The sequence below is a fragment of the Aeromonas rivuli genome (assembly GCF_020149575.1).
In the GTDB taxonomy this organism is placed as follows: Bacteria; Pseudomonadota; Gammaproteobacteria; order Enterobacterales; family Aeromonadaceae; genus Aeromonas; species Aeromonas rivuli.
In genome coordinates this window covers 2,184,921-2,207,934 of record NZ_CP079742.1, presented here as the reverse complement: position 1 = coordinate 2,207,934, position 23,014 = coordinate 2,184,921, and the positions used below count along the sequence as shown (strand labels likewise).

The 23,014-nt window shown below is 59.1% G+C and carries 20 protein-coding genes; 16 read left to right on the top strand and 4 right to left on the bottom strand.

Annotation, left to right across the window (positions count from 1 at the left end):
• Nucleotides 1-14 precede the first annotated feature (14 nt).
• A complete protein-coding gene (gene fbp, locus KYK33_RS10430; protein ID WP_224430443.1) occupies nucleotides 15-1,043 on the top strand; it encodes a class 1 fructose-bisphosphatase in 1,029 nt (342 codons plus the stop codon).
• Between the two features lie 67 nt (nucleotides 1,044-1,110).
• Here the strand turns inward: fbp and KYK33_RS10425 are convergent, their stop codons facing one another.
• Entirely contained in the window at nucleotides 1,111-1,428 is a 318-nt protein-coding gene (locus tag KYK33_RS10425; RefSeq protein WP_224430442.1) for a DUF4377 domain-containing protein, read from the bottom strand.
• A gap of 100 nt (nucleotides 1,429-1,528) precedes the next feature.
• Entirely contained in the window at nucleotides 1,529-2,815 is a 1,287-nt protein-coding gene (locus tag KYK33_RS10420; RefSeq protein WP_224430441.1) for a citrate synthase, read from the bottom strand.
• A gap of 434 nt (nucleotides 2,816-3,249) precedes the next feature.
• Here KYK33_RS10420 and sdhC point away from each other — a divergent pair, with 434 nt between their 5' ends.
• From sdhC to KYK33_RS10375, 9 genes are all read left to right on the top strand, one after another.
• Nucleotides 3,250-3,639: a succinate dehydrogenase cytochrome b556 subunit gene (gene sdhC, locus KYK33_RS10415; protein ID WP_042039818.1), complete on the top strand. Its 390-nt coding sequence runs from the start codon at nucleotides 3,250-3,252 to the stop codon at nucleotides 3,637-3,639.
• Nucleotides 3,633-3,977, top strand: a complete 345-nt coding sequence (gene sdhD / locus KYK33_RS10410) for a succinate dehydrogenase, hydrophobic membrane anchor protein (protein WP_005896890.1) — start codon at nucleotides 3,633-3,635, stop codon at nucleotides 3,975-3,977. Before sdhC ends, sdhD begins: the two co-directional genes overlap by 7 nt.
• A 1-nt stretch (nucleotide 3,978) precedes the next feature.
• Nucleotides 3,979-5,745, top strand: a complete 1,767-nt coding sequence (gene sdhA / locus KYK33_RS10405) for a succinate dehydrogenase flavoprotein subunit (protein ID WP_042039819.1) — start codon at nucleotides 3,979-3,981, stop codon at nucleotides 5,743-5,745.
• Nucleotides 5,746-5,993: 248 nt separating this feature from the next.
• Entirely contained in the window at nucleotides 5,994-6,710 is a 717-nt protein-coding gene (locus KYK33_RS10400; RefSeq protein ID WP_042039820.1) for a succinate dehydrogenase iron-sulfur subunit, read from the top strand.
• A 127-nt stretch (nucleotides 6,711-6,837) separates the two neighbouring features.
• Complete coding sequence (gene sucA, locus KYK33_RS10395; RefSeq protein WP_042039822.1) at nucleotides 6,838-9,648, top strand: 2-oxoglutarate dehydrogenase E1 component; 2,811 nt, start codon at nucleotides 6,838-6,840, stop codon at nucleotides 9,646-9,648.
• 33 nt (nucleotides 9,649-9,681) lie between these two features.
• Nucleotides 9,682-10,866: a 2-oxoglutarate dehydrogenase complex dihydrolipoyllysine-residue succinyltransferase gene (gene odhB, locus KYK33_RS10390; protein WP_224430440.1), complete on the top strand. Its 1,185-nt coding sequence runs from the start codon at nucleotides 9,682-9,684 to the stop codon at nucleotides 10,864-10,866.
• Between the two features lie 92 nt (nucleotides 10,867-10,958).
• The gene (gene sucC / locus KYK33_RS10385) at nucleotides 10,959-12,125 is read left to right on the top strand and encodes an ADP-forming succinate--CoA ligase subunit beta (protein ID WP_042039825.1); all 1,167 of its coding nucleotides are present in this window, start codon (nucleotides 10,959-10,961) and stop codon (nucleotides 12,123-12,125) included.
• Nucleotides 12,125-12,997 carry a succinate--CoA ligase subunit alpha gene (gene sucD, locus KYK33_RS10380; RefSeq protein WP_042039826.1) on the top strand — a complete coding sequence of 291 codons (873 nt, stop codon included), beginning with the start codon at nucleotides 12,125-12,127 and terminating at the stop codon, nucleotides 12,995-12,997. The genes sucC and sucD overlap by 1 nt, the downstream gene beginning before the upstream one ends.
• A 246-nt stretch (nucleotides 12,998-13,243) precedes the next feature.
• Entirely contained in the window at nucleotides 13,244-13,699 is a 456-nt protein-coding gene (locus KYK33_RS10375) for a YcgN family cysteine cluster protein (protein ID WP_224430439.1), read from the top strand.
• 462 nt (nucleotides 13,700-14,161) lie between these two features.
• Here the strand turns inward: KYK33_RS10375 and rne are convergent, their stop codons facing one another.
• Nucleotides 14,162-17,422 carry a ribonuclease E gene (gene rne, locus KYK33_RS10370; protein ID WP_224430438.1) on the bottom strand — a complete coding sequence of 1,087 codons (3,261 nt, stop codon included), beginning with the start codon at nucleotides 17,420-17,422 and terminating at the stop codon, nucleotides 14,162-14,164.
• Nucleotides 17,423-17,835: 413 nt separating this feature from the next.
• Here rne and rluC point away from each other — a divergent pair, with 413 nt between their 5' ends.
• A complete protein-coding gene (gene rluC / locus KYK33_RS10365; protein WP_224430437.1) occupies nucleotides 17,836-18,780 on the top strand; it encodes a 23S rRNA pseudouridine(955/2504/2580) synthase RluC in 945 nt (314 codons plus the stop codon).
• Nucleotides 18,777-19,424: an HAD family hydrolase gene (locus tag KYK33_RS10360; RefSeq protein WP_224432992.1), complete on the top strand. Its 648-nt coding sequence runs from the start codon at nucleotides 18,777-18,779 to the stop codon at nucleotides 19,422-19,424. Before rluC ends, KYK33_RS10360 begins: the two co-directional genes overlap by 4 nt.
• 183 nt (nucleotides 19,425-19,607) lie before the next feature.
• On the opposite strand, the gene KYK33_RS10355 is transcribed toward KYK33_RS10360, so the two are convergent.
• Nucleotides 19,608-20,189 carry a Maf family protein gene (locus KYK33_RS10355; RefSeq protein WP_224430436.1) on the bottom strand — a complete coding sequence of 194 codons (582 nt, stop codon included), beginning with the start codon at nucleotides 20,187-20,189 and terminating at the stop codon, nucleotides 19,608-19,610.
• Nucleotides 20,190-20,307: 118 nt separating this feature from the next.
• On the opposite strand from KYK33_RS10355, the gene yceD reads away from it, so the two are divergent.
• Genes yceD through KYK33_RS10335 form a run of 4 tightly spaced genes read left to right on the top strand, consistent with a single transcriptional unit; the run spans nucleotide 20,308 to nucleotide 23,012 of the window.
• Nucleotides 20,308-20,829 (top strand): 23S rRNA accumulation protein YceD, encoded by a 522-nt coding sequence (yceD, locus tag KYK33_RS10350; RefSeq protein ID WP_084218212.1) that lies wholly within the window; start codon nucleotides 20,308-20,310, stop codon nucleotides 20,827-20,829.
• 19 nt (nucleotides 20,830-20,848) lie between these two features.
• Nucleotides 20,849-21,016 (top strand): 50S ribosomal protein L32, encoded by a 168-nt coding sequence (rpmF, locus tag KYK33_RS10345; protein WP_005908717.1) that lies wholly within the window; start codon nucleotides 20,849-20,851, stop codon nucleotides 21,014-21,016.
• Nucleotides 21,017-21,025: 9 nt separating this feature from the next.
• Complete coding sequence (gene plsX / locus KYK33_RS10340) at nucleotides 21,026-22,045, top strand: phosphate acyltransferase PlsX (protein ID WP_224430435.1); 1,020 nt, start codon at nucleotides 21,026-21,028, stop codon at nucleotides 22,043-22,045.
• A gap of 7 nt (nucleotides 22,046-22,052) precedes the next feature.
• Nucleotides 22,053-23,012: a beta-ketoacyl-ACP synthase III gene (locus tag KYK33_RS10335; RefSeq protein WP_224430434.1), complete on the top strand. Its 960-nt coding sequence runs from the start codon at nucleotides 22,053-22,055 to the stop codon at nucleotides 23,010-23,012.
• Nucleotides 23,013-23,014: the final 2 nt, after the last annotated feature.

The following is a 23,014-nucleotide window of genomic DNA, read 5'->3' as shown; positions in this document are numbered from 1 at the left end:
TCAAAGGAAACATAATGAAGAACATGATCACCCTGGGTGAGTACATCGTCAAAAAACAGGCGGACTATCCGACCGCGACCGGCGAACTCAGCTCCTTGCTCAGCTCCATTCGCCTCGCAGCCAAGGTGGTCAACCGGGAGATCAACAAGGCGGGCCTGGCCGACATCATGGGGTCGGTCGGCGCCGAAAATGTGCAGGGTGAAGAGCAGCAGAAGCTGGATGTCTACGCCAACGAGCGCTTCAAGGCGGCCTTGGAAGCGAGGGGAGAGGTGTGTGGCATGGCGTCCGAGGAGGAGGAGGACTTCGTCGCCTTCGATTCGGCCCTCTCGGCGCACTCCAAATATGTGGTGCTGATCGACCCCCTGGATGGCTCCTCCAACATAGACGTCAATGTCTCGGTCGGCACCATCTTCTCCATCTACCGCCGGGTCAGCGAGCCAGGCACGCCAGTGCATCTGAATGACTTCCTGCAACCGGGCCATCAACAGGTTGCGGCTGGCTATGTGGTTTATGGCTCTTCCACCATGCTGGTCTATACCACGGGGTTCGGGGTCAACGGCTTTACCTATGATCCCTCCATCGGCTGCTTCTGCCTCTCCCACGAGAACATGCGCGTTCCTCAAGAGGGCAAGATCTACTCCATCAACGAGGGCAACTACATCAAGTTCCCGGACGGCGTGAAGAAGTACCTCAAGTATTGTCAGGAGCTGGACGAGGCAACCCACAGACCCTATACCGCCCGTTATATCGGATCCTTGGTATCGGACTTTCACCGCAACCTGCTCAAGGGTGGCATTTACATCTATCCGTCCGGCACCAACTCACCCAACGGCAAACTGCGTCTGCTCTATGAGTGCAACCCGCTCGCCTTCCTGGTGGAGCAGGCCGGCGGCAAGGCCTCTGACGGTTTCCGTCGCATCATGGACATACAACCGACCGCCCTGCATCAGCGTACCCCTTACTTCGTGGGCTCAACCCGCATGGTCGAGCGGGCCGAAGCCTTCATGGCTGAGTTCTCCGCCCACGAACAGAGCAAGAGCTGAGTCAGATAACCTGGATGTCAGCATGAAAAAAGGCCGCGGAAGCGGCCTTTTCTATGCACGATGATGCTCAATCAGCCGCTCGCTTGCTCACCATCTGCAACAGCTCGTAGCGGATGTTGGGGGCATCGGCGGGGGGATTATCGACCTTGAACTTGGCAATCTTCAGCTCGTACAGATAGCCGGGCTCGAAGGTAAAGCCTTGAATATGGCTGTAAAACAGCGTCCAGTCCTGATCCTTGCTCTCTTTGACCTGCATGCACTGCATGGGGGCGACTCCGGTGCAGGGCACCAGGGCGGCATTGACGAAGAGGGTCTCACCCTGAGGGACAGGGGCCTGTTGGCAACCGGTCAGGATCAGGGCGGCGGCGAGAACGGGGAATTTCATGGGATAGGGCCTCGTTGACAAATTCAAGCGAGGATTAAAACGCGAAAAAAAAAGGCGGTCAATGACCGCCTTGTTGATCACCTGATGTAGATGGCGCTGATCAGCGCTGCTCCAGAGGAGTGAATTCGCGCTCGGACGCGCCGACATAGAGCTGACGCGGGCGGCCAATCTTCTGATCCGGATCAGACAGCATCTCGTTCCAGTGGGCAATCCAGCCGATGGTACGGGACATGGCGAAGATCACGGTGAACATGGTGATCGGGATGCCGATGGCCTTCATGATGATACCGGAGTAGAAGTCCACGTTCGGGTAGAGCTTCTTCTCGATGAAGTAGGGGTCGGACAGCGCAATGCGTTCCAGCTCCATGGCCACGGCCAGCAGCGGATCCTTGATCTGCAGCTCTTCGAGTACCTCGTGGCAGGTCTGACGCATGACCTGGGCACGGGGATCGTGGTTCTTGTAGACCCGATGACCAAAGCCCATGAGGCGGAAAGGATCGTTCTTGTCCTTGGCCTTCTCGATGAACTCGGGGATGCGATCCACGGAGCCAATCTCTTCGAGCATCTTGAGACAGGCTTCGTTGGCACCACCGTGGGCCGGACCCCACAGGGAGGCGATCCCGGCGGAGATACAGGCGAAGGGGTTGGCGCCAGAGGAGCCCGCCAGTCGCACGGTAGAGGTGGAGGCGTTCTGCTCGTGATCCGCATGCAGGGTAAAGATGCGATCCATGGCGCGCTCGACGATGGGGTTGACCTTGTACTCTTCGGTCGGCACCCCAAACATCATATGCAGGAAGTTGCCCGCATAGGAGAGGCCGTTGCGCGGATGCATGAAGGGCTGGCCGACCGAGTATTTGTAACTCATGGCCGCCAGGGTCGGCATCTTGGAGAGCAGGCGGAAGGCGCAGATCTCGCGGTGCTGTTCGTTGTTGATGTCCAGTGCGTCATGATAGAAGGCGGACAGGGCACCGACCACACCACACATGATGGCCATGGGGTGGGCATCACGGCGGAAACCGCGGAAGAAGTAAACGATCTGTTCATGGACCATGGTATGGCGCATGACCATGCGTTCGAATTCGGCGTACTGGGCCTTGGTCGGCGCTTCGCCGTAGAGCAGTATGTAGCAGACTTCCAGATAGCTAGCTTGGGTGGCCAACTGGGCAATGGGGTAACCACGGTGCAGCAAGACACCCTGATCGCCATCGATGTAAGTAATGGAGGATTTACAAGAACCTGTGGCCATAAAGCCGGGGTCGAAGGTGAAATAGCCCTGAGCGCCCAATTTTCTGACGTCAATCACATCGGGTCCCAGGGTTCCGGACAGGATCGGCAGTTCGACCGGCTCTTTTCCGGGTAAGTGTAGGGTGGCTATTTTATCAGCCATAGCACGTCTCCTTTGCTCTTTTATAATTAGTTCCAGTCGTACTCTATTACGAGATTGATGACTCAGGCAAAAGGGTTTCTCACCCTTTTCTTCCCCGGGGGGCGGCTGGAGCGCCTTATTTGAACCAGAGATCCCCCGCCTTGTCAATTTTGCTGAATGATCATTAATGCCTTGTTAAACAGGATGTGAGATCTGGTTTACGGTTTTGGGTTTTCTTTGTAGCTATTTGATTGTCATTGGTTAAGCCCGCCGATATACTGCGCCTCGTGGGTGATGGCTGTCGGTGTTTGAAACGCTTTCGCAAAGCCAGATGTGATAATGAAAATGTTATTTTTGGCTTTTCCGAGTTGTTTTGGTAACAAAAACCTAACAAATGCCACTCCGTGCCCTCAATAGTTTGTGAAAACAATAACTAACGTGCTCAATGGAGCTGAGTGGGCAAAGCCGTGAAAAATAAACAGAGACCTGTAAACCTCGACCTACAGACTATCAGCTTTCCTGTCACCGCCATCGCTTCCATCTTGCATCGTGTCTCAGGGGTGATCACCTTTGTGGCGCTTTCCATCTTGCTGTGGATGCTTGGTACTTCCCTTTCCTCTCCCGAGGGTTTTGACACAGTGATGTCCATCCTGGACAACATCCTGGTCAAACTCGTGTTCTGGGGGATCCTGACGGCGCTCGCCTACCACATCGTGCTTGGTATACGTCACCTGATCATGGATATGGGCTATTGGGAAGAGTTGGAATCCGGCTCACAGAGCGCCCGTGTGGCCTTCGTGATCACCGGCGTTTTGGCGGTATTGGCGGGAGTACTGGTATGGTAACCAATTCTGCAACCTTCGGGCGCAGCGGCGTTCACGATTACATCCTGATCCGCGCCACCGCTCTCATCATGACGTTTTACACCCTCTATCTGGTGGGATTCGTCGCCTTCAACGACATCACCTATGACGTTTGGGTCGGCTTCTTCGCCAGTACCTTCACCAAGGTGTTCACCCTGTTGGCCCTGTTCTCTGTGCTGATCCATGCCTGGATCGGTCTGTGGCAGGTGCTGACCGACTATATCAAGCCGGTAGGTCTGCGGGGCGCGCTGCAATTTGCCCTGGTAGTGGTCTTGTTTGTCTATCTGATGACGGCGTTCGTCGTGCTGTGGGGTGTATAAGGTGACTATTCCAACTCGTGAATTTGATGCCGTGGTGATTGGCGCCGGTGGCGCTGGCATGCGCGCCGCGCTGCAAATCGCCCAATCTGGCAAGAGCTGTGCCTTGCTGTCCAAGGTGTTCCCGACTCGCTCTCATACCGTATCCGCCCAGGGCGGTATCACGGTTGCGCTGGGCAACGCCCATGACGACAACTGGCAGTGGCACATGTATGACACGGTCAAAGGTTCCGATTACATCGGTGATCAGGAAGCCATCGAATACATGTGCAAGACGGGCCCGGAAGCTGTCTACGAGCTGGAGAACATGGGCTTGCCCTTCTCCCGCTTCGACAACGGCCGTGTCTATCAACGCCCCTTCGGCGGCCAGTCCAAGAATTTCGGTGGTGAGCAGGCCGCCCGTACTGCTGCTGCGGCAGACCGTACCGGTCACGCCCTGCTGCACACCCTCTATCAACAGAATGTGAAGAGCAAGACCACCGTCTTCTCCGAGTGGTATGCCCTGGATCTGGTGAAGAACCAGGACGGCCACATCGTCGGCTGTACCGCCATCGACATGGAGAGCGGCGAAGTCGTCTACTTCAAGGCCAAGGCCACGGTGCTCGCCACCGGCGGCGCCGGTCGCATCTACCAGTCCACCACCAACGCCCACATCAACACGGGTGACGGCGTCGGCATGGCACTGCGTGCCGGGGTTGGCGTGCAGGACATGGAGTTTTGGCAGTTCCACCCCACCGGCATCGCCGGGGCAGGGGTACTGGTGACAGAGGGTTGCCGTGGTGAAGGCGGCTATCTGCTCAATAAAGATGGCGAGCGTTTCATGGAGCGTTATGCGCCCAACGCCAAGGATCTCGCCGGTCGTGACGTGGTTGCCCGTTCCATCATGATCGAGATCCGTGAAGGCCGTGGCTGCGATGGCCCCTGGGGTCCGCACGTCAAGCTCAAGCTGGATCATCTGGGCAAAGAGGTGCTCGAATCTCGTCTGCCAGGTATCTGCGAGCTGTCGCGTACCTTCGCCCACGTGGATCCGGTCGTCGAGCCTGTCCCTGTCATCCCGACCTGCCACTACATGATGGGCGGCGTGCCGACCAGCGTGAATGGTCAGTGTCTGAGTCAGGACAAGGACGGCAATGACGTGCCCGTGGTCGGTCTGTTCGCCGTGGGTGAAATCGCCTGCGTCTCCGTACACGGTGCCAACCGTCTGGGCGGCAACTCCCTGCTGGATCTCATCGTGTTCGGCCGCGCAGCCGGTATTCACCTGGTCAATACCCTGGGCGACATGGAGCATGGCCGCGAGGCGTCAGAAGCCGATCTAGAGGCTGCCTTGACCCGCTTCAATCGTTGGGAAGCCAACCGTGATGGCGAAGATCCCGCCCAGATCCGCAAGGACCTGCAGGACTGCATGCAGCGCAACTTCTCGGTGTTCCGCGAAGGGGATGCCATGGCAGAAGGGCTGGCCGAGCTGAAGCGCATTCGCGAGCGTCTCAAGAATGCCCGTCTGGATGACACCTCCAAGGAGTTCAACACCCAGCGCATCGAATGTCTGGAGCTGGACAACCTGATGGAGACGGCGTTTGCCACTGCGGTTGCGGCTAACTTCCGTACCGAGAGCCGGGGCGCCCACAGCCGCTTCGACTTCCCGGAGCGTGACGATGAGGGTTGGCTGTGCCACAGCCTCTACCATCCGGACACTGAGTCCATGACCCGTCGCGCGGTCAATATGTCTCCGAAAACTCGCGAGGCATTCCCACCCAAGGTGCGGACTTACTGATTGCGGAGCCAGGCCTGGCCGGTCTGTGAAGAGATGGGAGGCATTCCTATCTCTCATCGAAGCCGTGGGCCTGCTGATTGCGGAGCCATGCCTGGCCGGACTGTGAAGAGGTGGGAGGCATTCCCAGCCCTCATCGGAGCCGTGGACCTGCTGATTGCGGAGCCACGCCTGGCCGGTCTATGAAGAGGTGGGAGGCATTCCCATCTCTCATCGAAGGCGTGGACATATTGATTGCGGAGCAAAGCACAATGAACGTCACATTCTCGGTATATCGCTATAACCCGGACGTTGATAACGCCCCCCATATGAAGGATTATCGTCTTGATATTCCTGAAGGTTCCGACATGATGGTGCTCGATGCACTGATCCAGTTGAAAGAGCTGGATCCCACCTTGTCCTTCCGCCGCTCTTGCCGCGAAGGGGTCTGTGGATCGGACGGCATCAACATGAATGGCAAGAATGGTCTTGCCTGTATCACCCCGCTGTCGGATCTGCTGAAGAAGGGTAGCAAGGTGGTGATCCGCCCCTTGCCAGGCCTGCCGGTGATCCGGGATCTGGTGATAGACATGACCCAGTTCTACACCCAGTGGGAGAAGGTGAAACCCTTCCTCATCAATGAAGATAAATTGCCGCCCGTGCGTGAGCACCTGCAATCCCCTGAAGAGCGTGCCAAGCTCGACGGCCTGTACGAATGCATCCTCTGTGCCTGCTGCTCGACCTCTTGCCCCTCCTTCTGGTGGAACCCGGATAAGTTCATCGGCCCCGCTGGCCTGCTCGCCGCCTACCGCTGGTTGGCCGACAGCCGCGACAGTGCAGCGACCGAGCGTCTGGGCAATCTGGATGATGCCTTCAGCGTCTTCCGTTGCCACAGCATCATGAACTGCGTGAGCGTTTGTCCCAAGGGCTTGAACCCGACCAAGGCCATCGGTCATATCAAGTCGATGTTGCTTAATCGGGCTGTGTAATAAGCCAGGGCCCCGCCGCAAGGGCAGGGGCCCGACCTCTGGATGGCCACTCAACCCCTGGAAGGGTGGCTGTTTGACCCCTACAAAAACTGCCAAGCGGCAGTGACAAGAAGTACAAGGGATAGACATGCATAACGGCGTGATGAAGGCCTGGTTGGAGTCATCTCACCTGGCTGGTGCGAATGCAAGCTATATAGAGGATTTGTACGAATCCTTCCTGGACGATCCCGAATCCGTCGCCGACGAGTGGCGCAGCATTTTTGCTTCGCTGCCCCAAGTCAATGGTCACGCGGTCGAACAACCCCACTCTCAGGTCCGCGATTATTTCCGTCGTCTGGCCAAGGACCCCTCCCGTTTCAGTGCCGCCGTGTCCGATCCGCAAGTGGATGCCAAACAGGTGCGGGTACTGCAACTGATCAATGCCTTCCGTTTCCGTGGTCACCAGAACGCCAAGCTGGATCCCCTCGGTCTCTGGGCCCGGGAAACCGTTGCCGAACTCGATCCGGCTTTCCATAACCTGCAGGGCGCAGACATGGGGGCCACCTTCAATGTGGGTTCCTACGCCATCGGTCGCGAGACCATGGTGCTCTCCGATCTCGTCGCCTCGCTCAAGAAGACCTATTGCGGCTCCATCGGCGCCGACTATATGCACCTCACCTCCACCGAAGAGAAACGTTGGCTGCAAGACCGCCTCGAATCCATCGAAGGGAAGGGCAGCTATAGCCTGGAAGAGAAGACCCGCATCCTCGAGAATCTGACCGCCGCCGAAGGGCTGGAAAAATACCTGGGTGCCAAGTTCCCCGGCGCCAAGCGTTTCTCCCTGGAAGGGGGCGATGCCATGGTGCCCATGCTCAAGGAGCTGATCCGTCGCGCCGGTGAGCAGGGTTGCAAGGAAGCCGTCATCGGCATGGCCCACCGTGGCCGCCTCAACGTGCTGATCAACGTGCTCGGCAAGCGTGCTCAGGAGCTGTTTGACGAGTTCGCCGGCAAGCATGGCGAGTCCTGGGGCACCGGGGATGTGAAGTACCACATGGGCTTCTCCTCCGACTTCGCCACCCCGGGCGGCAACGTCCACCTGGCGCTGGCTTTCAACCCTTCTCACCTCGAAATCGTCAACCCTGTGGTCATCGGCTCCGTCCGTGCCCGTATGGACAGACGGGGTGACAAGGATGGCGCAAGCGTCTTGCCCATCACCATCCACGGTGACTCGGCCATCGCCGGGCAAGGGGTAGTGGCGGAAACCTTCAACATGTCCCAGACCCGTGCCTATGGTGTCGGCGGGACAGTGCGCATCGTCATCAACAACCAGGTGGGTTTCACCACCTCCAACATGCGTGACGTGCGCTCCACCGAATATTGCACCGACATCGCCAAGGCCGTTCAGGCCCCAGTGCTGCACGTCAATGGTGACGATCCGGAAGCCGTGGTGCTGGTCACCCAGATTGCCCTGGATTACCGCAACACCTTCAAGCGTGACGTGGTGATCGAGCTGGTCTGCTACCGTCGTCACGGTCACAACGAGGCCGACGAGCCGAGTGCGACCCAGCCCTTGATGTACCAGAAGATCAAGCAGCATCCGACCCCGCGCAAGATCTACGCCGATCAGCTGGTTGCCGAAGGCATCGTCAGTCAGGAACTGGCGACCGCTCAGGTCAACGAGTACCGCGATGCCCTGGACAAAGGGGAGCGGGTGGTCAAAGAGTGGCGCCCCATGGAGCTGCACTCCGTCGACTGGTCCCCGTATCTGGGTCACGACTGGGCCATGTCCTATGACGCCGGTCTGCCCCTCGACGAACTCAAATCCTTGGGTGAGCGGGTCAGCCAGTATCCGGTGGCGCATCAGTTGCAGCGTCAGGTCGAGAAGATTTATGAAGACAGGCGCACCATGGCCGCCGGCGACAAGCTGCTGGACTGGGGTTTCGCCGAGACCCTGGCCTACGCCAGCCTGGTCGACAAGGGTTCCCGCATCCGCATCACCGGGCAGGATTCCGGCCGTGGCACCTTCTTCCACCGCCATGCGGTACTGCACAACCAGAAAGATGCCAGCACCTATACCCCGCTGTGCAACATCAGTGATGAACAGGGTCCGTTCGAGGTGTACGACTCTGTGCTCTCCGAAGAGGCTGTGCTGGCGTTCGAGTACGGTTACGCCACCACTGAGCCGACCGGTCTGACCATCTGGGAAGCGCAGTTTGGCGACTTTGCCAACGGTGCCCAGGTGGTGATCGATCAGTTCCTCTCCTCCGGTGAGCAGAAGTGGGGCCGGATGTGTGGCCTGACCATGTTGCTGCCCCACGGCTACGAGGGCCAGGGCCCGGAGCACTCCTCCGCCCGTCTGGAGCGCTACTTGCAGATGTGCGCCGAGCACAACATGCAGGTCTGTGTACCCTCCAACCCGGCCCAGGTCTACCACATGCTGCGTCGCCAGGTGATCCGTCCCATGCGTCGTCCGCTGATCGTGATGTCGCCCAAGTCCCTGCTGCGCCACCCGTTGGCGGTCAGCAAGCTCGAAGAGCTGGCAGAGGGGACCTTCCAGAATGCCATCGGCGAGATCGATGCCCTGGATCCCAAAGCCGTCAAGCGAGTGGTGTTCTGCTCCGGCAAGGTCTACTACGACCTGCTCGATGCCCGTCGCAAGGCCGAGCAGCAGGACGTGGCGCTGGTGCGCATCGAACAGCTCTATCCCTTCCCGGAAGCGGAAGTGCGCGCCATCCTCGCCGATTACGCCCACGTCACCGATTTTGTCTGGTGCCAGGAAGAGCCGCAGAACCAGGGAGCCTGGTACAGCACCCGTCATCACTACGATGGCGTGCTGCAAGCCGGTGCTACCCTGCGTTACGCTGGTCGTCCGGCCTCCGCCTCACCCGCGGTCGGTTACATGTCTGTCCACGCCAAGCAGCAGAAAGCCTTGGTGGAAGATGCCCTTACTCTGGCCTAAGCCCTGAACAAGAAGTAACAAGGAACTGATTACATGACTATCGAGATCAAGGTACCGGACCTGCCGGAATCAGTGGCCGACGCCACCATCGCCACCTGGCACAAGCGCCCAGGGGATCTGGTTGCCCGTGATGAAGTACTGGTCGACATCGAGACCGACAAGGTTGTCCTGGAAGTCCCGGCGCCAGAAGCCGGTATTCTCGGTGACATCCTGCAGGCCGAAGGGGCGACCGTGCTCTCCCGCCAGCTGATCGCCATGCTCAAGGCTGCCCCCGTGGCGGGCGAAGAGACCAAAGAGAAGCCGGTCGAGGCCTCGGCCGATGCCGCGGTTGACGATCTGAGCCCCTCGGTGCGCCGTCTGGTGGCCGAACATGCCATCGACGTCGCCAAACTCAGCGGCACCGGCAAGGGTGGTCGCATCACCAAGGAAGACGTGGAAGCCTTTATCAAGGGCGGTAACAAGCCTGCCGCCGCGCCGGTGGCCGCTGCCCCGGTCGCCGCGGTGGCACCGCTGGCGGCGCGCACCGAGAAGCGCGTGCCCATGACCCGCCTGCGCAAGCGCATCGCCGAGCGTCTGCTGGAGGCCAAGAACACCACCGCCATGCTGACTACCTTCAACGAGATCAACATGGCGCCGATCATGAAGCTGCGTAAGCAGTACGGCGAGATCTTCGAGAAGAAACACGGCATCAAGCTGGGCTTCATGTCCTTCTACGTCAAGGCCGTGGTCGAATCCCTCAAGCGCTACCCGGAAGTGAATGCGGCGCTCGACGGTGATGACGTCGTCTATCACAACTACTTCGATGTCAGCATCGCCGTCTCCACCCCCCGTGGCCTGGTGACGCCGGTACTGCGCGATTGCGACAGCATGAGCCTGGCCGACATCGAAAAAGCCATCAAGGAGCTGGCCGGCAAGGGCCGCGACGGCAAACTGACCGTCGATGAGCTGACCGGTGGCAACTTCACCATCACCAACGGTGGTGTGTTCGGTTCCCTGATGTCCACGCCGATCATCAACCCGCCCCAAAGCGCCATCCTTGGGATGCACAAGATCCAGGATCGCCCGATGGCGGTAAACGGCCAGGTGGAAATCCTGCCGATGATGTACCTGGCCCTCTCCTACGATCACCGTATCGTCGACGGTCGTGAGTCGGTGGGCTTCCTGGTCTCCATTAAGGAGTTGCTGGAAGATCCGACCCGTCTGCTGCTGGACGTCTGATCACACAAGAATATAGGGGCCTGTCCGGGCCCCTATCGCAGGGGCATTGAGAAACACCCCAACGGATATAACGACAACACGGATAGAACATCATGAATTTGCATGAATATCAGGCAAAACAGCTGTTTGCCAAATATGGCCTGCCGGTCTCCGAAGGTTATGCCTGCGCTACCCCGCAAGAAGCGGCGGAAGCTGCCGACAAGATTGGCGGCAACATGTGGGTCGTCAAGTGCCAGGTGCACGCCGGTGGCCGCGGTAAAGCGGGCGGCGTCAAACTGGCCAAGAGCAAGGATGAGATCCGTGCCTTTGCCCAACACTGGCTCGGCAAGAATCTGGTCACTTACCAGACTGATGCCAATGGTCAGCCGGTCACCAAGATCCTGGTGGAATCCTGCACCGACATCGCCAAGGAGCTCTACCTGGGCGCCGTGGTCGATCGCAGCAGCCGCCGCGTGGTGTTCATGGCCTCTACCGAAGGTGGCGTGGACATCGAGAAGATTGCCCACGAGACCCCTGAGCTCATTCACAAGGCGGCCATCGACCCCCTGGTAGGCCCGCAGGCTTATCAGGCCCGCGAACTGGCCTTCAAACTGGGCCTCAACGGCGAGCAGATCAAACAGTTCACCAAGATCTTCATGGGTCTGGGCAAGATGTTCCAGGATTGCGACTTCGCGCTGCTGGAGATCAACCCGCTGGTGATCACCGACAAGGGCAACCTCCATTGCCTGGACGGCAAGATCAACATCGACGCCAACGCCATGTACCGTCAGCCCAAGCTGCGCGAGATGCACGATCCCTCCCAGGATGATCCCCGCGAAGCGCACGCCGCCCAGTGGGAGCTGAACTATGTGGCCCTCGATGGCAACATCGGCTGCATGGTCAACGGCGCGGGTCTGGCCATGGGTACCATGGACATCGTCAACCTGCACGGCGGCTCACCGGCCAACTTCCTGGATGTCGGCGGTGGCGCCACCAAGGAGCGCGTGACCGAGGCCTTCAAGATCATTTTGTCTGACAGCAAGGTGCAAGCCGTACTGGTCAACATCTTCGGTGGCATAGTGCGCTGCGACATGATTGCCGAAGGCATCATAGGCGCGGTCAAGGAAGTGGGCGTCAAGGTGCCCGTCGTGGTGCGTCTGGAAGGCAACAATGCCGAACTGGGTGCCCAGAAACTGGCCGAAAGCGGCCTCAACATCATCGCCGCCAAGAGTCTGACTGACGCAGCGCAGCAAGTGGTTAAAGCAGCGGAGGCCAAATAATGAGCGTTCTGATCAACAAAGATACCAAGGTCATCTGCCAGGGCTTCACCGGCGGCCAGGGTACTTTCCACTCCGAACAGGCGATTGCCTACGGCACCCAGATGGTCGGCGGCGTGTCGCCAGGCAAGGGTGGCACCATTCACCTGGGCCTGCCGGTATTCAACACTGTGCGTGATGCCGTGGAAGCCACTGGCGCCACTGCCTCCGTCATTTATGTCCCGGCTCCGTTCTGCAAAGACGCCATCCTGGAAGCGATCGATGCCGGCATCAAGCTCATCGTCACCATCACCGAAGGCATCCCGACCCTGGACATGCTGGACGTCAAGGTGAAGCTGCAGGAAACCGGCGTGCGCATGATAGGTCCGAACTGCCCGGGGGTGATCACCCCGGGTGAGTGCAAGATCGGCATCATGCCGGGTCACATCCACAAGCCGGGCAAGGTGGGTATTGTGTCGCGCTCCGGCACCCTGACCTATGAAGCGGTCAAGCAGACCACGGACGAGGGCTTCGGCCAGTCCACCTGCGTCGGTATCGGTGGCGACCCTATCCCGGGCTCCAACTTCATCGACATCCTGGAGATGTTCCAGAACGATCCTCAGACCGAAGCCATCGTGATGATCGGCGAGATCGGCGGCAGTGCCGAAGAAGAGGCCGCTGCCTACATCAAGGCCAATGTCACCAAGCCGGTCGTCTCCTACATCGCAGGCGTGACCGCGCCTCCTGGCAAGCGTATGGGCCATGCTGGCGCCATCATCGCCGGCGGTAAAGGCACGGCAGCAGAGAAATTTGCCGCCCTGGAAGATGCCGGTGTGAAAACCGTGCGCTCCCTGGCCGACATCGGCAAGGCCCTGCGCGAAGTAACCGGCTGGTAATTCCTGTCAGCCCGTTATCTCTGATAAAAATGCCGACCCTAGGGTCGGCATTTTTCATGGCGCTTAATAGGTATGGTGATGGTATTCACCTGACAGTTGCCCTCAAAGGGGAGTGGTCATACGGCTTCAAACCGGATGACAAAATAATGTCCGTGATAATTCGACCACTATACCCTTCATCTTGAAAAATAGCGGGATAAGGGGTATAACCACGCGCTTTCCTGGTCTATTTAGCGAGCCCCTTCCATGCAGCAAGTCGAGAAAATACAGCCAACGCCTTTTTGGCAGGAAAAGACCCTGCAGCAGATGACCAATGCCGAGTGGGAGTCCCTGTGCGATGGCTGCGGCAAGTGCTGCCTCAACAAGCTGATCGATGCCGATACCGACGAGCTGGTGTTCACCAACGTGGCCTGCAACCTGCTCAATACCAAGAGCTGCCAGTGCTCCGACTATCGCAATCGCTTCAAGAAGGAGCCGGACTGCCTGCAGATCACGGTGGACAAGATTGCCGAGTTCGACTGGCTGCCGTCGAGCTGTGCCTATCGCCTGTTGGCCGAGGGGCAGAGCCTGCCGGCGTGGCACCCGCTCATCACCGGCAGCCGCAGCGCCATGCACCAGGCGGGGCAGTCGGTGCGCGGCAAGGTCATCCATGAGCGTGACGCCGGTGAATGGGAAGATCACATCATCACCTGGGCCAGCTGAGCCAGCCGCTTTCTGTTATCTGCAAGAGCCACCCAGGTGGCTCTTGTCGTTTCTGGCGTTCAGGTTTGCTCGAATGCCACGAGGGTGACTCTGGGCTCTTAGCTAAGGATCAAGGTCTGAGGCTCTGCTGGCGTGGGGTTATCAAAACAGGCCGCGAGCTGGCAATGGGTGGGCAGTCGCGAGTCCGGCAGAGTGGCACGGGGAGGGTGGTAATGCAGTCAGATCAGGGAAGAGACGGTTGCGCCTGTGAGGGGCTTGGCGGCGTTGCCTGTCCATGAGGTGGGCTGATGGGGAGCGTCGCGCTCCTTGCCTGTTGTTGCCGCATGCCGCGACACCCTTCCTAGCAGGAGATCCGCTGGCGGTGATGACGGCGCTGGAGTAGCGTAGAACGCTTAGTGTGGCGATAGTTGGGACATAAAAAAAGAGCCGCATCTGCGGCTCTTTTTCATGGCTAGCTAACCCTTATGGGCGGCCAGCCGGGCTATGGGCCTTGTTGACCGCAGCCGTGCTACCTGCGTGACGACCCGAGCTGTTCACATCGGTGCGCACCAAAGGAGCGCTGTCGACGTGCTCGGCAACCGGCAGGGCAGGTACCTCGGCCGGGGTGGCCATGGGGGCAGATGCCTTGCGAGCCTGGGCCAGCAGACCACCGGCGGAGCGTACCGCCGGTTTGGCTGCGGGCTTGGCTTGAGCCACAGGGGCGGCAGGGGCAACCACAGGGGTTTGCTCTGCGACCACAGCCACGACAGCAGGGGCCTCGACCTCGACGGGGGTCACCACTGGCGCGGCTTCCACCTGAGCTTCCACCTTGGTTTCCACCTGAGCGGCGACAGCGTCGGCGGTCACTTCAGCCTGAACGGTCTCAACCATGGCCGGAGCGGCTGGCTGAACGATCACCTCATGCACCTCGGCAGGGGCCTCGGTCACAACCGGAGCCTCAACCAAAGCCTCAGTGACGACAGGGGCGGCGGTTTCAGCCACCTCGACCGGCGCTGGCTCTGCCATCACCACGGGGGTGGCCTCGACCATCTCGACCGGGGCAGCCTCAACGACGGCAACTGGCGCTGCCTGCTCGACCACCGGGGCGGCCGGCTCGTTGATCACCGCCTTGCTGGTATCAACGAAAGGCACTTCCGGCAGGTGGTGATCGTTGTCGATCACGGTGTGCTCGACCAGTGCGGCAGAGGCCTGAGTCGCGGCGACAACGGCATCATGGCTCAGGGGAGCAAGCTGGGTCAGGGGCTCATTGCTCTCGACCTGGGGCTGTTCCTCTTCGCGCTGGCTGCGGGCATCTTCGTTGATGCGCTTGCGACGCTGGCCTTCGCTGCGTGAGCCACGGGGGTTGCGACGGGAGCGGCGCTGGCCGTCCTGCTCATCACCCTGCTCGGCGGGGGCTGCATCTACCGATTCAACCGGCAGATCGCTCTGAGGTGCATCGACACGGATCTGCTTGCGCATCTGGCGACGCTCGCGACGCTCGGCAACAATCAGCTCCTTCTCCTGGTGGATCTCTTGCGGAGTCTCAACCGGGGTCTGCAGCGGCTCGGTGGCGTTGATGGCCTGAACCTCCAGCTCGGCGCGGGGTTCGCGGGGCTGGCGAGGTTCACGCTCACCACGAGGCTCACGGGGCTGACGTGGTTCACGGGGCTGGCGAGGTTCACGTTCGACACGGGCTTCGCGATCCTGACGTGGTTCACGCTCGGCACGGGGCTCACGGGGCTGGCGAGGCTCACGTTCCTGACGCGGTTCGCGCTCGGTACGTGGTTCACGTTCGACACGGGGTTCACGCTCAGTGCGAGCTTGATCCTGACGCGGCTCACGCTCTTTGCGCGGACGACGGGCACGATTGTCACCCTGCTCGCCACTCTTGGCGTCACGGCGCTGCTCATTGTTGTCGTTGCGATTGCGGTTGCCCTGGCCTTGGCGGGGGCGGCGCTCGTCACGCTGATGGCGATGAGGCTCTTCCTTGCGCGCGTCGGTCTGCGCCGGTGCCGCAGGTTTGGCGTCGGTGGCAGCCGGGCTGCTGGCGAAGATGCCGGCAATGGCCTTGAACAGTTTGCTGACCAGACCCGCTTCTGCCACGGCAGGCGCGGCAACAGGTGCAGCAGCCTGAGGGACAACGGCTGCAGGGGCTGGCTGGATGAAGCCTTGCAGCAGCGGCTGTTCCCGCTCAACCACATTGATCTGCTTGGGTTGATAGACAGGCTTGGCCACTTCGGTTTTCAGCTCATAGCTCACGGCTTCGGCGATCTCATTCTTGCGAATGCGGGTCACTTCGTAGTGAGGGGTTTCCAGATGCTGATTGGGGATGATATAGAGGCGAACCTCGTTACGCTGCTCGAGGCTGGCGATGGAGCTGCGCTTCTCGTTGAGCAGGTAAGCGGCAACATCCACTGGCACCTGGGCATGAACCTGTTCGGTATTGTCCTTGAGCGCCTCTTCTTCGATAAGACGCAGGATAGAGAGGGCCAGTGATTCGTTGTCACGGATCACACCCTGACCCTGGCAACGGGGGCAGATATGGCTGCTGGACTCGTTGAGGGAGGGGCGCAGACGCTGGCGGGACATCTCCAGCAGACCGAAGCGGGAGATGCGGCCCAGCTGGATGCGGGCGCGGTCCTGGTGTACGGCTTCACGCAGACGGTTTTCCACTTCGCGCTGATGGCGAACCGGGGTCATGTCGATGAAGTCGATGACAATCAGGCCACCCAAGTCACGCAGGCGCAGCTGGCGAGCAATCTCGTCGGCCGCTTCCAGGTTGGTTTGCAGCGCCGTCTCTTCGATATCGCCGCCCTTGGTTGCCCGGGAGGAGTTGATATCGATGGAGGTCAGCGCCTCGGTCGGATCGATGACGATGCTGCCGCCGGAAGGCAGACGCACTTCACGCTGGAAGGCAGACTCGATCTGGCTCTCAATCTGGAAGTGGTTGAACAGCGCCACGTCACCTTGATACAGCTTCACCCGATTGAGGAAATCGGGACGAACCAGTTCGATGTGTGCCTTGGCACGCTCGAAGATGACGGGGTTGTCGATCAGGATCTCGCCGACATCGCGACGCAGATAGTCACGAATGGCACGCACGATCACGTTGCTCTCCTGATGGATAAGCACGGGGGCGTTACGTTGCAAGGAAGCCTTGTGAATGGAGTCCCAATGGTTGAGCAGGACGTTCAGATCCCAGGAGAGTTCCTCAGGGGATTTACCGACACCGGCGGTACGCACGATCAGGCCCATGCCTTCTGGCACAGTCAGACCCGACAGAGCCTCTTTCAGCTCGGTACGCTCATCACCCTCGATACGGCGGGAGATGCCACCGGCGCGGGGGTTGTTCGGCATCAGCACCAGGTAGCTGCCGGCCAGACTGATAAAGGTAGTGAGGGCCGCCCCCTTGGTGCCACGCTCTTCTTTATCGATCTGAACGATCACTTCCTGGCCTTCGCGGACCACTTCTTTGATGTTGGGACGACCCTGATAGGAGTAACCGGAGGGGAAATAATTGCGGGCGATCTCCTTTAACGGCAGGAAACCGTGGCGCTCGGCGCCGTAGTCGACAAAAGCAGCTTCGAGACTGGGTTCTACACGGGTGATTCGGCCCTTGTAGATGTTCGCTTTCTTCTGCTCGTGTCCCGGACTTTCAATATCCAAATCATAGAGCTGTTGTCCGTCAACCAGCGCTACGCGCAACTCCTCTTCCTGAGTCGCGTTGATTAGCATTCTTTTCATTGAGTTCTCATTATTTTGTCATTTTGATTTCCTCCACAGGATCCCGCCGGCGCCGGCCTCGGGTCTTCAGCATACTTGGGCAACCTCCCGGTTGGGGTATGCATGAGGCGCAAACTAAGGGCGCTCTGGTTCAGCCTTCTCGAGAAGGGATGAATAAGGGATGCCGGTGTGGAGACAAATAGCCGATTTTGTTTGCGTTCTCCATGCGCTGTACCTCGCCCCCGGGAACCGTCATGTTCTTGTAGATACGGCGTTTTGGGATTGGGTGGCATAATTCTTGGCCACTTAGTACAAGGCTTGAACACAATGACAAAACCTTGTTTATTATCCCATTTAAACTGCTTTTATAGCAAGGTGCCATTTTTCAACAAAGCATGGAGCCAAGGGGCCCGTGGGGTGTTAAAATCCGCGCCATGACACAGATACAACAACAAGTGCAGCTGCTCACCATCGAAGCTGAGCATGAAGGGCAGCGCATCGACAATTTTCTCAAGACTCAGTTAAAGGGCGTCCCCAAGAGCCTGATCTATCGCATCCTTCGCAAAGGGGAGGTGCGCGTCAACAAGAAGCGCATCAAACCTGAATACAAACTCATCTGCGGTGACGAGGTGCGGGTGCCCCCCGTGCGCGTTGCTGAGAAAAACGAACTGCCTTCGGCCAATCTTGGCAGCATCCAGCGCCTGGAGAGTCAGATCTTGTTCGAAGACGACGCCATGATAGTGCTCAACAAACCGTCCGGCATGGCGGTGCACGGCGGCAGTGGCTTGAGCTTTGGCGTCATCGAGGGGCTGCGGGCCCTGCGCCCGGAAGCCCGCTTCCTGGAGCTGGTACATCGCCTCGATCGCGATACCTCCGGTGTGTTGCTGGTTGCCAAGAAACGCAGCGCCCTGCGCAGTCTGCATGAACAACTGCGCGTCAAAACCATGCGCAAGCAGTATCTGGCGCTGGTGCGTGGCAAATGGCAGCCTCACGTCAAGGTGGTCAATGCGCCGCTGCGCAAAAACGATCTGCAATCCGGCGAGCGGGTGGTGCGGGTCACGGCCGATGGCAAGCCCTCCGAGACACGCTTTAGGATCGCGCGACAGTTTGCCGAGGCAACCCTGGTTGAATGCAGCCCCATCACCGGTCGTACCCACCAGATCCGGGTGCATACCCAGCATGCGGGTCACCCCATCGCGTGCGATGATAAATATGGTGAAGCAGCCTTTGACGAGAAAATGCGCAGCCAAGGGCTAAAACGCTTGTTCTTGCATGCCTGGAAGCTCACCTTCACCCATCCGGTCGATGGTCGTGAGGTATTGATCGAGGCGCCGCTGGCACCTGAGCTCGACAGCTTCCTCAGTAAATTGGCTCGCTGATGGCTATCCGGCTCGCCATTTTTGACTGGGATGGCACCCTGATGGACTCCATCGGGCGAATTGTCGCTTGTGTCGAGCTGGCTGCCAGCGACTGCGGCTTGCCATTGCCAACGCAACAGCAGATCCAGCAGATCATTGGTTTGAGTCTGGGCGTGGGGCTGGCAGGGCTGTTTGGGCTGGAGGAGGGGAGTGAGCCCTGTGATCGGTTGATTGACCGTTATCGCTATCATTACCTCCATGACGATACCCCCAGCCCCTTGTTTGCTGGCGCCACCGACTTGCTCCATGACTGGCACGGGCGCGGCATCTTGCTGGCGGTCGCCACCGGCAAGTCACGGCGAGGGCTGGACAGAGTCCTGGACGAGACAGGGTTAAGACCCTTGTTTGCTGCCAGTCGGGGCGCCGATGAGGCGAACTCCAAACCCGATCCTCTGATGTTGAATCAGATCTTGGCCGAATTGGGCGTCGCGGTAGACGAGGCGGTGATGATAGGGGATTCCATTCACGATCTCGGCATGGCCAAGGCGCTTGGCATGGCGAGTATCGGTGTGACCTGGGGTGTCCATGACAAGGCGCGTCTGGCCGAGTTTGAACCTCTCCTGATAGCCGACACCATGGCGCAGTTGCGCGCAGCTCTCGATTAGGCTCACTTGGTAACGGGATTGAGCAACAACATGACCTATGACAAGAGAGCGCTTCGGCGCTCTCTTGTCATTCAGGTCGTCTCGAATCTCTTCTTCATACAGCAGGGCGCATGGCAACCGACATGATCAAGGCTGCAACGCCATCAATGATCAAAATGCCGTGATGGCATGAATGGCTATGGATCAGGGGAGCGAGAGGCCATGGCAGGCCAGCAGTTCAACCAGACCGATCAGCGGCAGGCCGATCAGCGTATTGGGATCGCGGCCTTCCAGCCCCTGAAACAGCACTATGCCCAACCCCTCACACTTGAAGCTACCGGCGCAATCGAGTGGCTGCTCGGCCTCGACATAACGGCGGATTGCCGCCTCATCGAGGGTGCGGAAATGCACGGTGAAGGGTTCGACCAGGCTGTGACACTGGCCCGTGGCCGCATCGATCACCGCCAGGCCCGTATAGAAGGTGACACTTCGGCCCTGGGCCGCCAGCAGCTGCGCCACGGCGCACTCGACAGTGCCGGGTTTACCGAGGATCTTATCCTGGCAGACACATACCTGATCCGACCCGATGATCAGACCCTGATCATGCAGATTGGCGACGGCCTGTGCCTTGGCGATAGCCAGTCGCAGCACCAGTTGCCGGGCTGATTCTCCGGGCTGGGGAGTCTCATCGACCGCGGGGGCCTGGCAGTCGAAAGGGAGGCCTAGCTTGGCGAGCAGAGCCTGCCGATAGCGAGAAGTAGAGGCGAGTATCAGCTTTTGTGTCATAATCCGCAGCCGGTGGGGATGAGTTCTGCCATGTTAAGGACTTTTGTCGTTAAAATCATCGGTGGTAAGGACTTTTTCCTTTGACTATCCCTTGTTGGACCTATAATATTCGCGCCCTATGCAAAAGGTGAAGTTGCCCGTTAAGGTTGATCCAGTCCGTAATGCCTTGAAGCTACTCGACTATGTCGGAATAGTGGAAAAGTCGCAGATGCCCAGATTGGAAGCATCAACCGCAGGCTTGCGAAGTGATGTGGATGTAACACTGCACTTTGGCAAAGATGTCCAGAAGTTGACCGTTATGGAAGGCACTGCCCATGCCGAGGTTGACCTGGTTTGCCAGCGTTGTGGAGATACATTTCAACACCTTTGTGAAGCTGAATTTATCTACACTCCGCTGTTTGAGAAAACAAACGAGGAAGAACTGCCGGAAGCTTATGAGCCCATTGAGTTGGACGAAAACGGCGAGATAGATCTTCATAAAATCCTGGAGGATGAACTTATCCTCTCGTTGCCTCAGGTCGCCATGCATCCGATGGATGCTTGTCCCAGAGGAAACATGGAGATGACATGGGGTGATATCGAACCTGCTGATGAGCGGCCAAATCCCTTTGCAGTTCTTGAAGAGCTTAAACGTAAGTGAATCTAGGAGTTAGCCTACCATGGCCGTACAACAGAACCGTAAAACCCGTTCCCGTCGTGGCATGCGTCGTTCCCACGATGCATTGACCAGCGCAGCACTGACTGTTGATCAGACCAGTGGTGAAATTCATCGTCGTCACCACGTGACTGCCGATGGTTTCTACCGCGGTAAAAAGGTAATCGCTTAAGGATTGCCTTTGTCTACGCTCAACGTCGCGCTAGACATAATGGGGGGAGATTTTGGCCCCTCTGAAACAGTGCCTGCCGCCGTGCAGGCACTGTCTCTTCTGCCCCAGCTCAATCTGATCCTGGTCGGCAATCAGACCAGCGTCACTCCGCTTCTGCGCCAATATGGCCTGCTCAATCATCCCCGCGTTCGTTTCGTGCATGCCTCCCAAGTTGTTGGGATGGGCGATAAACCGATCGTGGCGTTGCGTACCCTCAAAGATTCTTCCATGCGGGTCGTGCTGGATCTGGTCAAGAGTGGCGCGGCCGACGCCTGCGTCAGTGCCGGCAATACCGGTGCCCTGATGGCCATGGCCAAGTGTGTGCTCAAATCCCTGCCAGGGGTGGACAGACCGGCGCTGATCAAGGCGTTGCCAACCGTGGCGGGCAAGCGCACCGTCATGCTGGATCTGGGCGCCAATGTGAGCTGCGATGCCGATACCCTGCTGCAGTTTGCGGTCATGGGGTCCGTCGTGGCCGAACGGGTGGAGGGTATCGCGACGCCCCGTGTCGCGCTGCTCAACGTGGGGGAGGAGGAGATCAAAGGCAACGATTTGGTCCGTCATAGCGCCGAGCTGCTGCGTCAGTGCCCGGCCATCAACTTTACCGGCTTTATCGAGGGCGATTGCCTGTTCACCGGCCAGGCGGACGTCATCGTCTGCGATGGTTTCGTGGGCAATGTGGCGCTCAAGACGGCGGAGGGGGTGGTCCGTATGATGGGGCAACTGGCCGGCTATCCACGTAAAAAGCGCACTTTTCTTGGCTTGATCGCTGGCTTTATGCTCAAACGGCGTTTTTCTTACCTGAACCCCGACCAGTATAACGGCGCAAGTCTGTTAGGATTGCGCGGCATTGTGGTAAAAAGTCATGGGCGGGCCGAACGTCGCGCCCTCTGTACTGCGATCCTGCTGGCCGCACAAGAGGCCAAGCATCAACTTCCATTGCAAATAGCAGATCGCCTTGAATCTGTCTTTTCCGACAGGGATCTATAAGAACTCTATGCATAGCAAAATTCTGGGTACTGGCAGCTATCTGCCGAGTTCAGTGCGTACCAACGCCGATCTTGAGCAGATGGTTGAGACCAGTGATGAGTGGATCGTGGCACGCACCGGCATCCATGAGCGTCGTATCGCGGGTGAAGGCGAGACTGTCGCGACCCTCTCACATCAAGCCGCTCTGCGCGCGTTGGAAGCCGCAGGCATCCAGGCCGCGGATCTGGACATGATAGTGCTGGCCACCACCAGTGCCGAAAATGCCTTCCCGGCCGCCGCCTGCGAGCTGCAAAATCTGTTGGACGTACCGGGGATCCCGGCGTTTGACATTGCCGCCGCCTGCGCAGGCTTCACCTATGCCCTCGCGGTGGCCGATCAGTTCATCAAGTCAGGGGCGGCGCGCCATGTGCTGGTCGTTGGCGCCGATGTGCTGTCGCGCATGTGCGATCCGCAAGATCGCGGCACCATCATCCTCTTCGGGGATGGGGCTGGGGCCGTGGTGGTCGGGGCCAGCGAGTCGCCTGGCATTCTCTCCACCCATCTTCATGCCGATGGCCGTTACGGCGATCTGCTCAAGCTGCCGCAACCGCGCCGTGGCCTGACGGGCGCAGAGCTCGAAGCCTACATGTATATGAAGGGCAACGACGTGTTCAAGGTCGCGGTGACGCGCCTGAGCGAGATAGTGACCGAGACCCTGGCGGCCAACGGCATTGAGCCCAGCGAGCTGGACTGGCTGGTGCCTCATCAAGCCAACTTCCGTATCATCAGCGCCACCGCCAAGAAGCTTGGCATGGAGCTGGACAAAGTCATACTGACCCTGGACCGACACGGCAACACCTCGGCCGCCTCCGTGCCTATCGCCTTCGATGAAGGGGTGAGAGATGGCCGCATTCAACGCGGTCAGCTGGTGTTGCTCGAAGCCTTCGGTGGCGGTTTTGCCTGGGGCTCGGCGCTGATCCGTTTCTAATT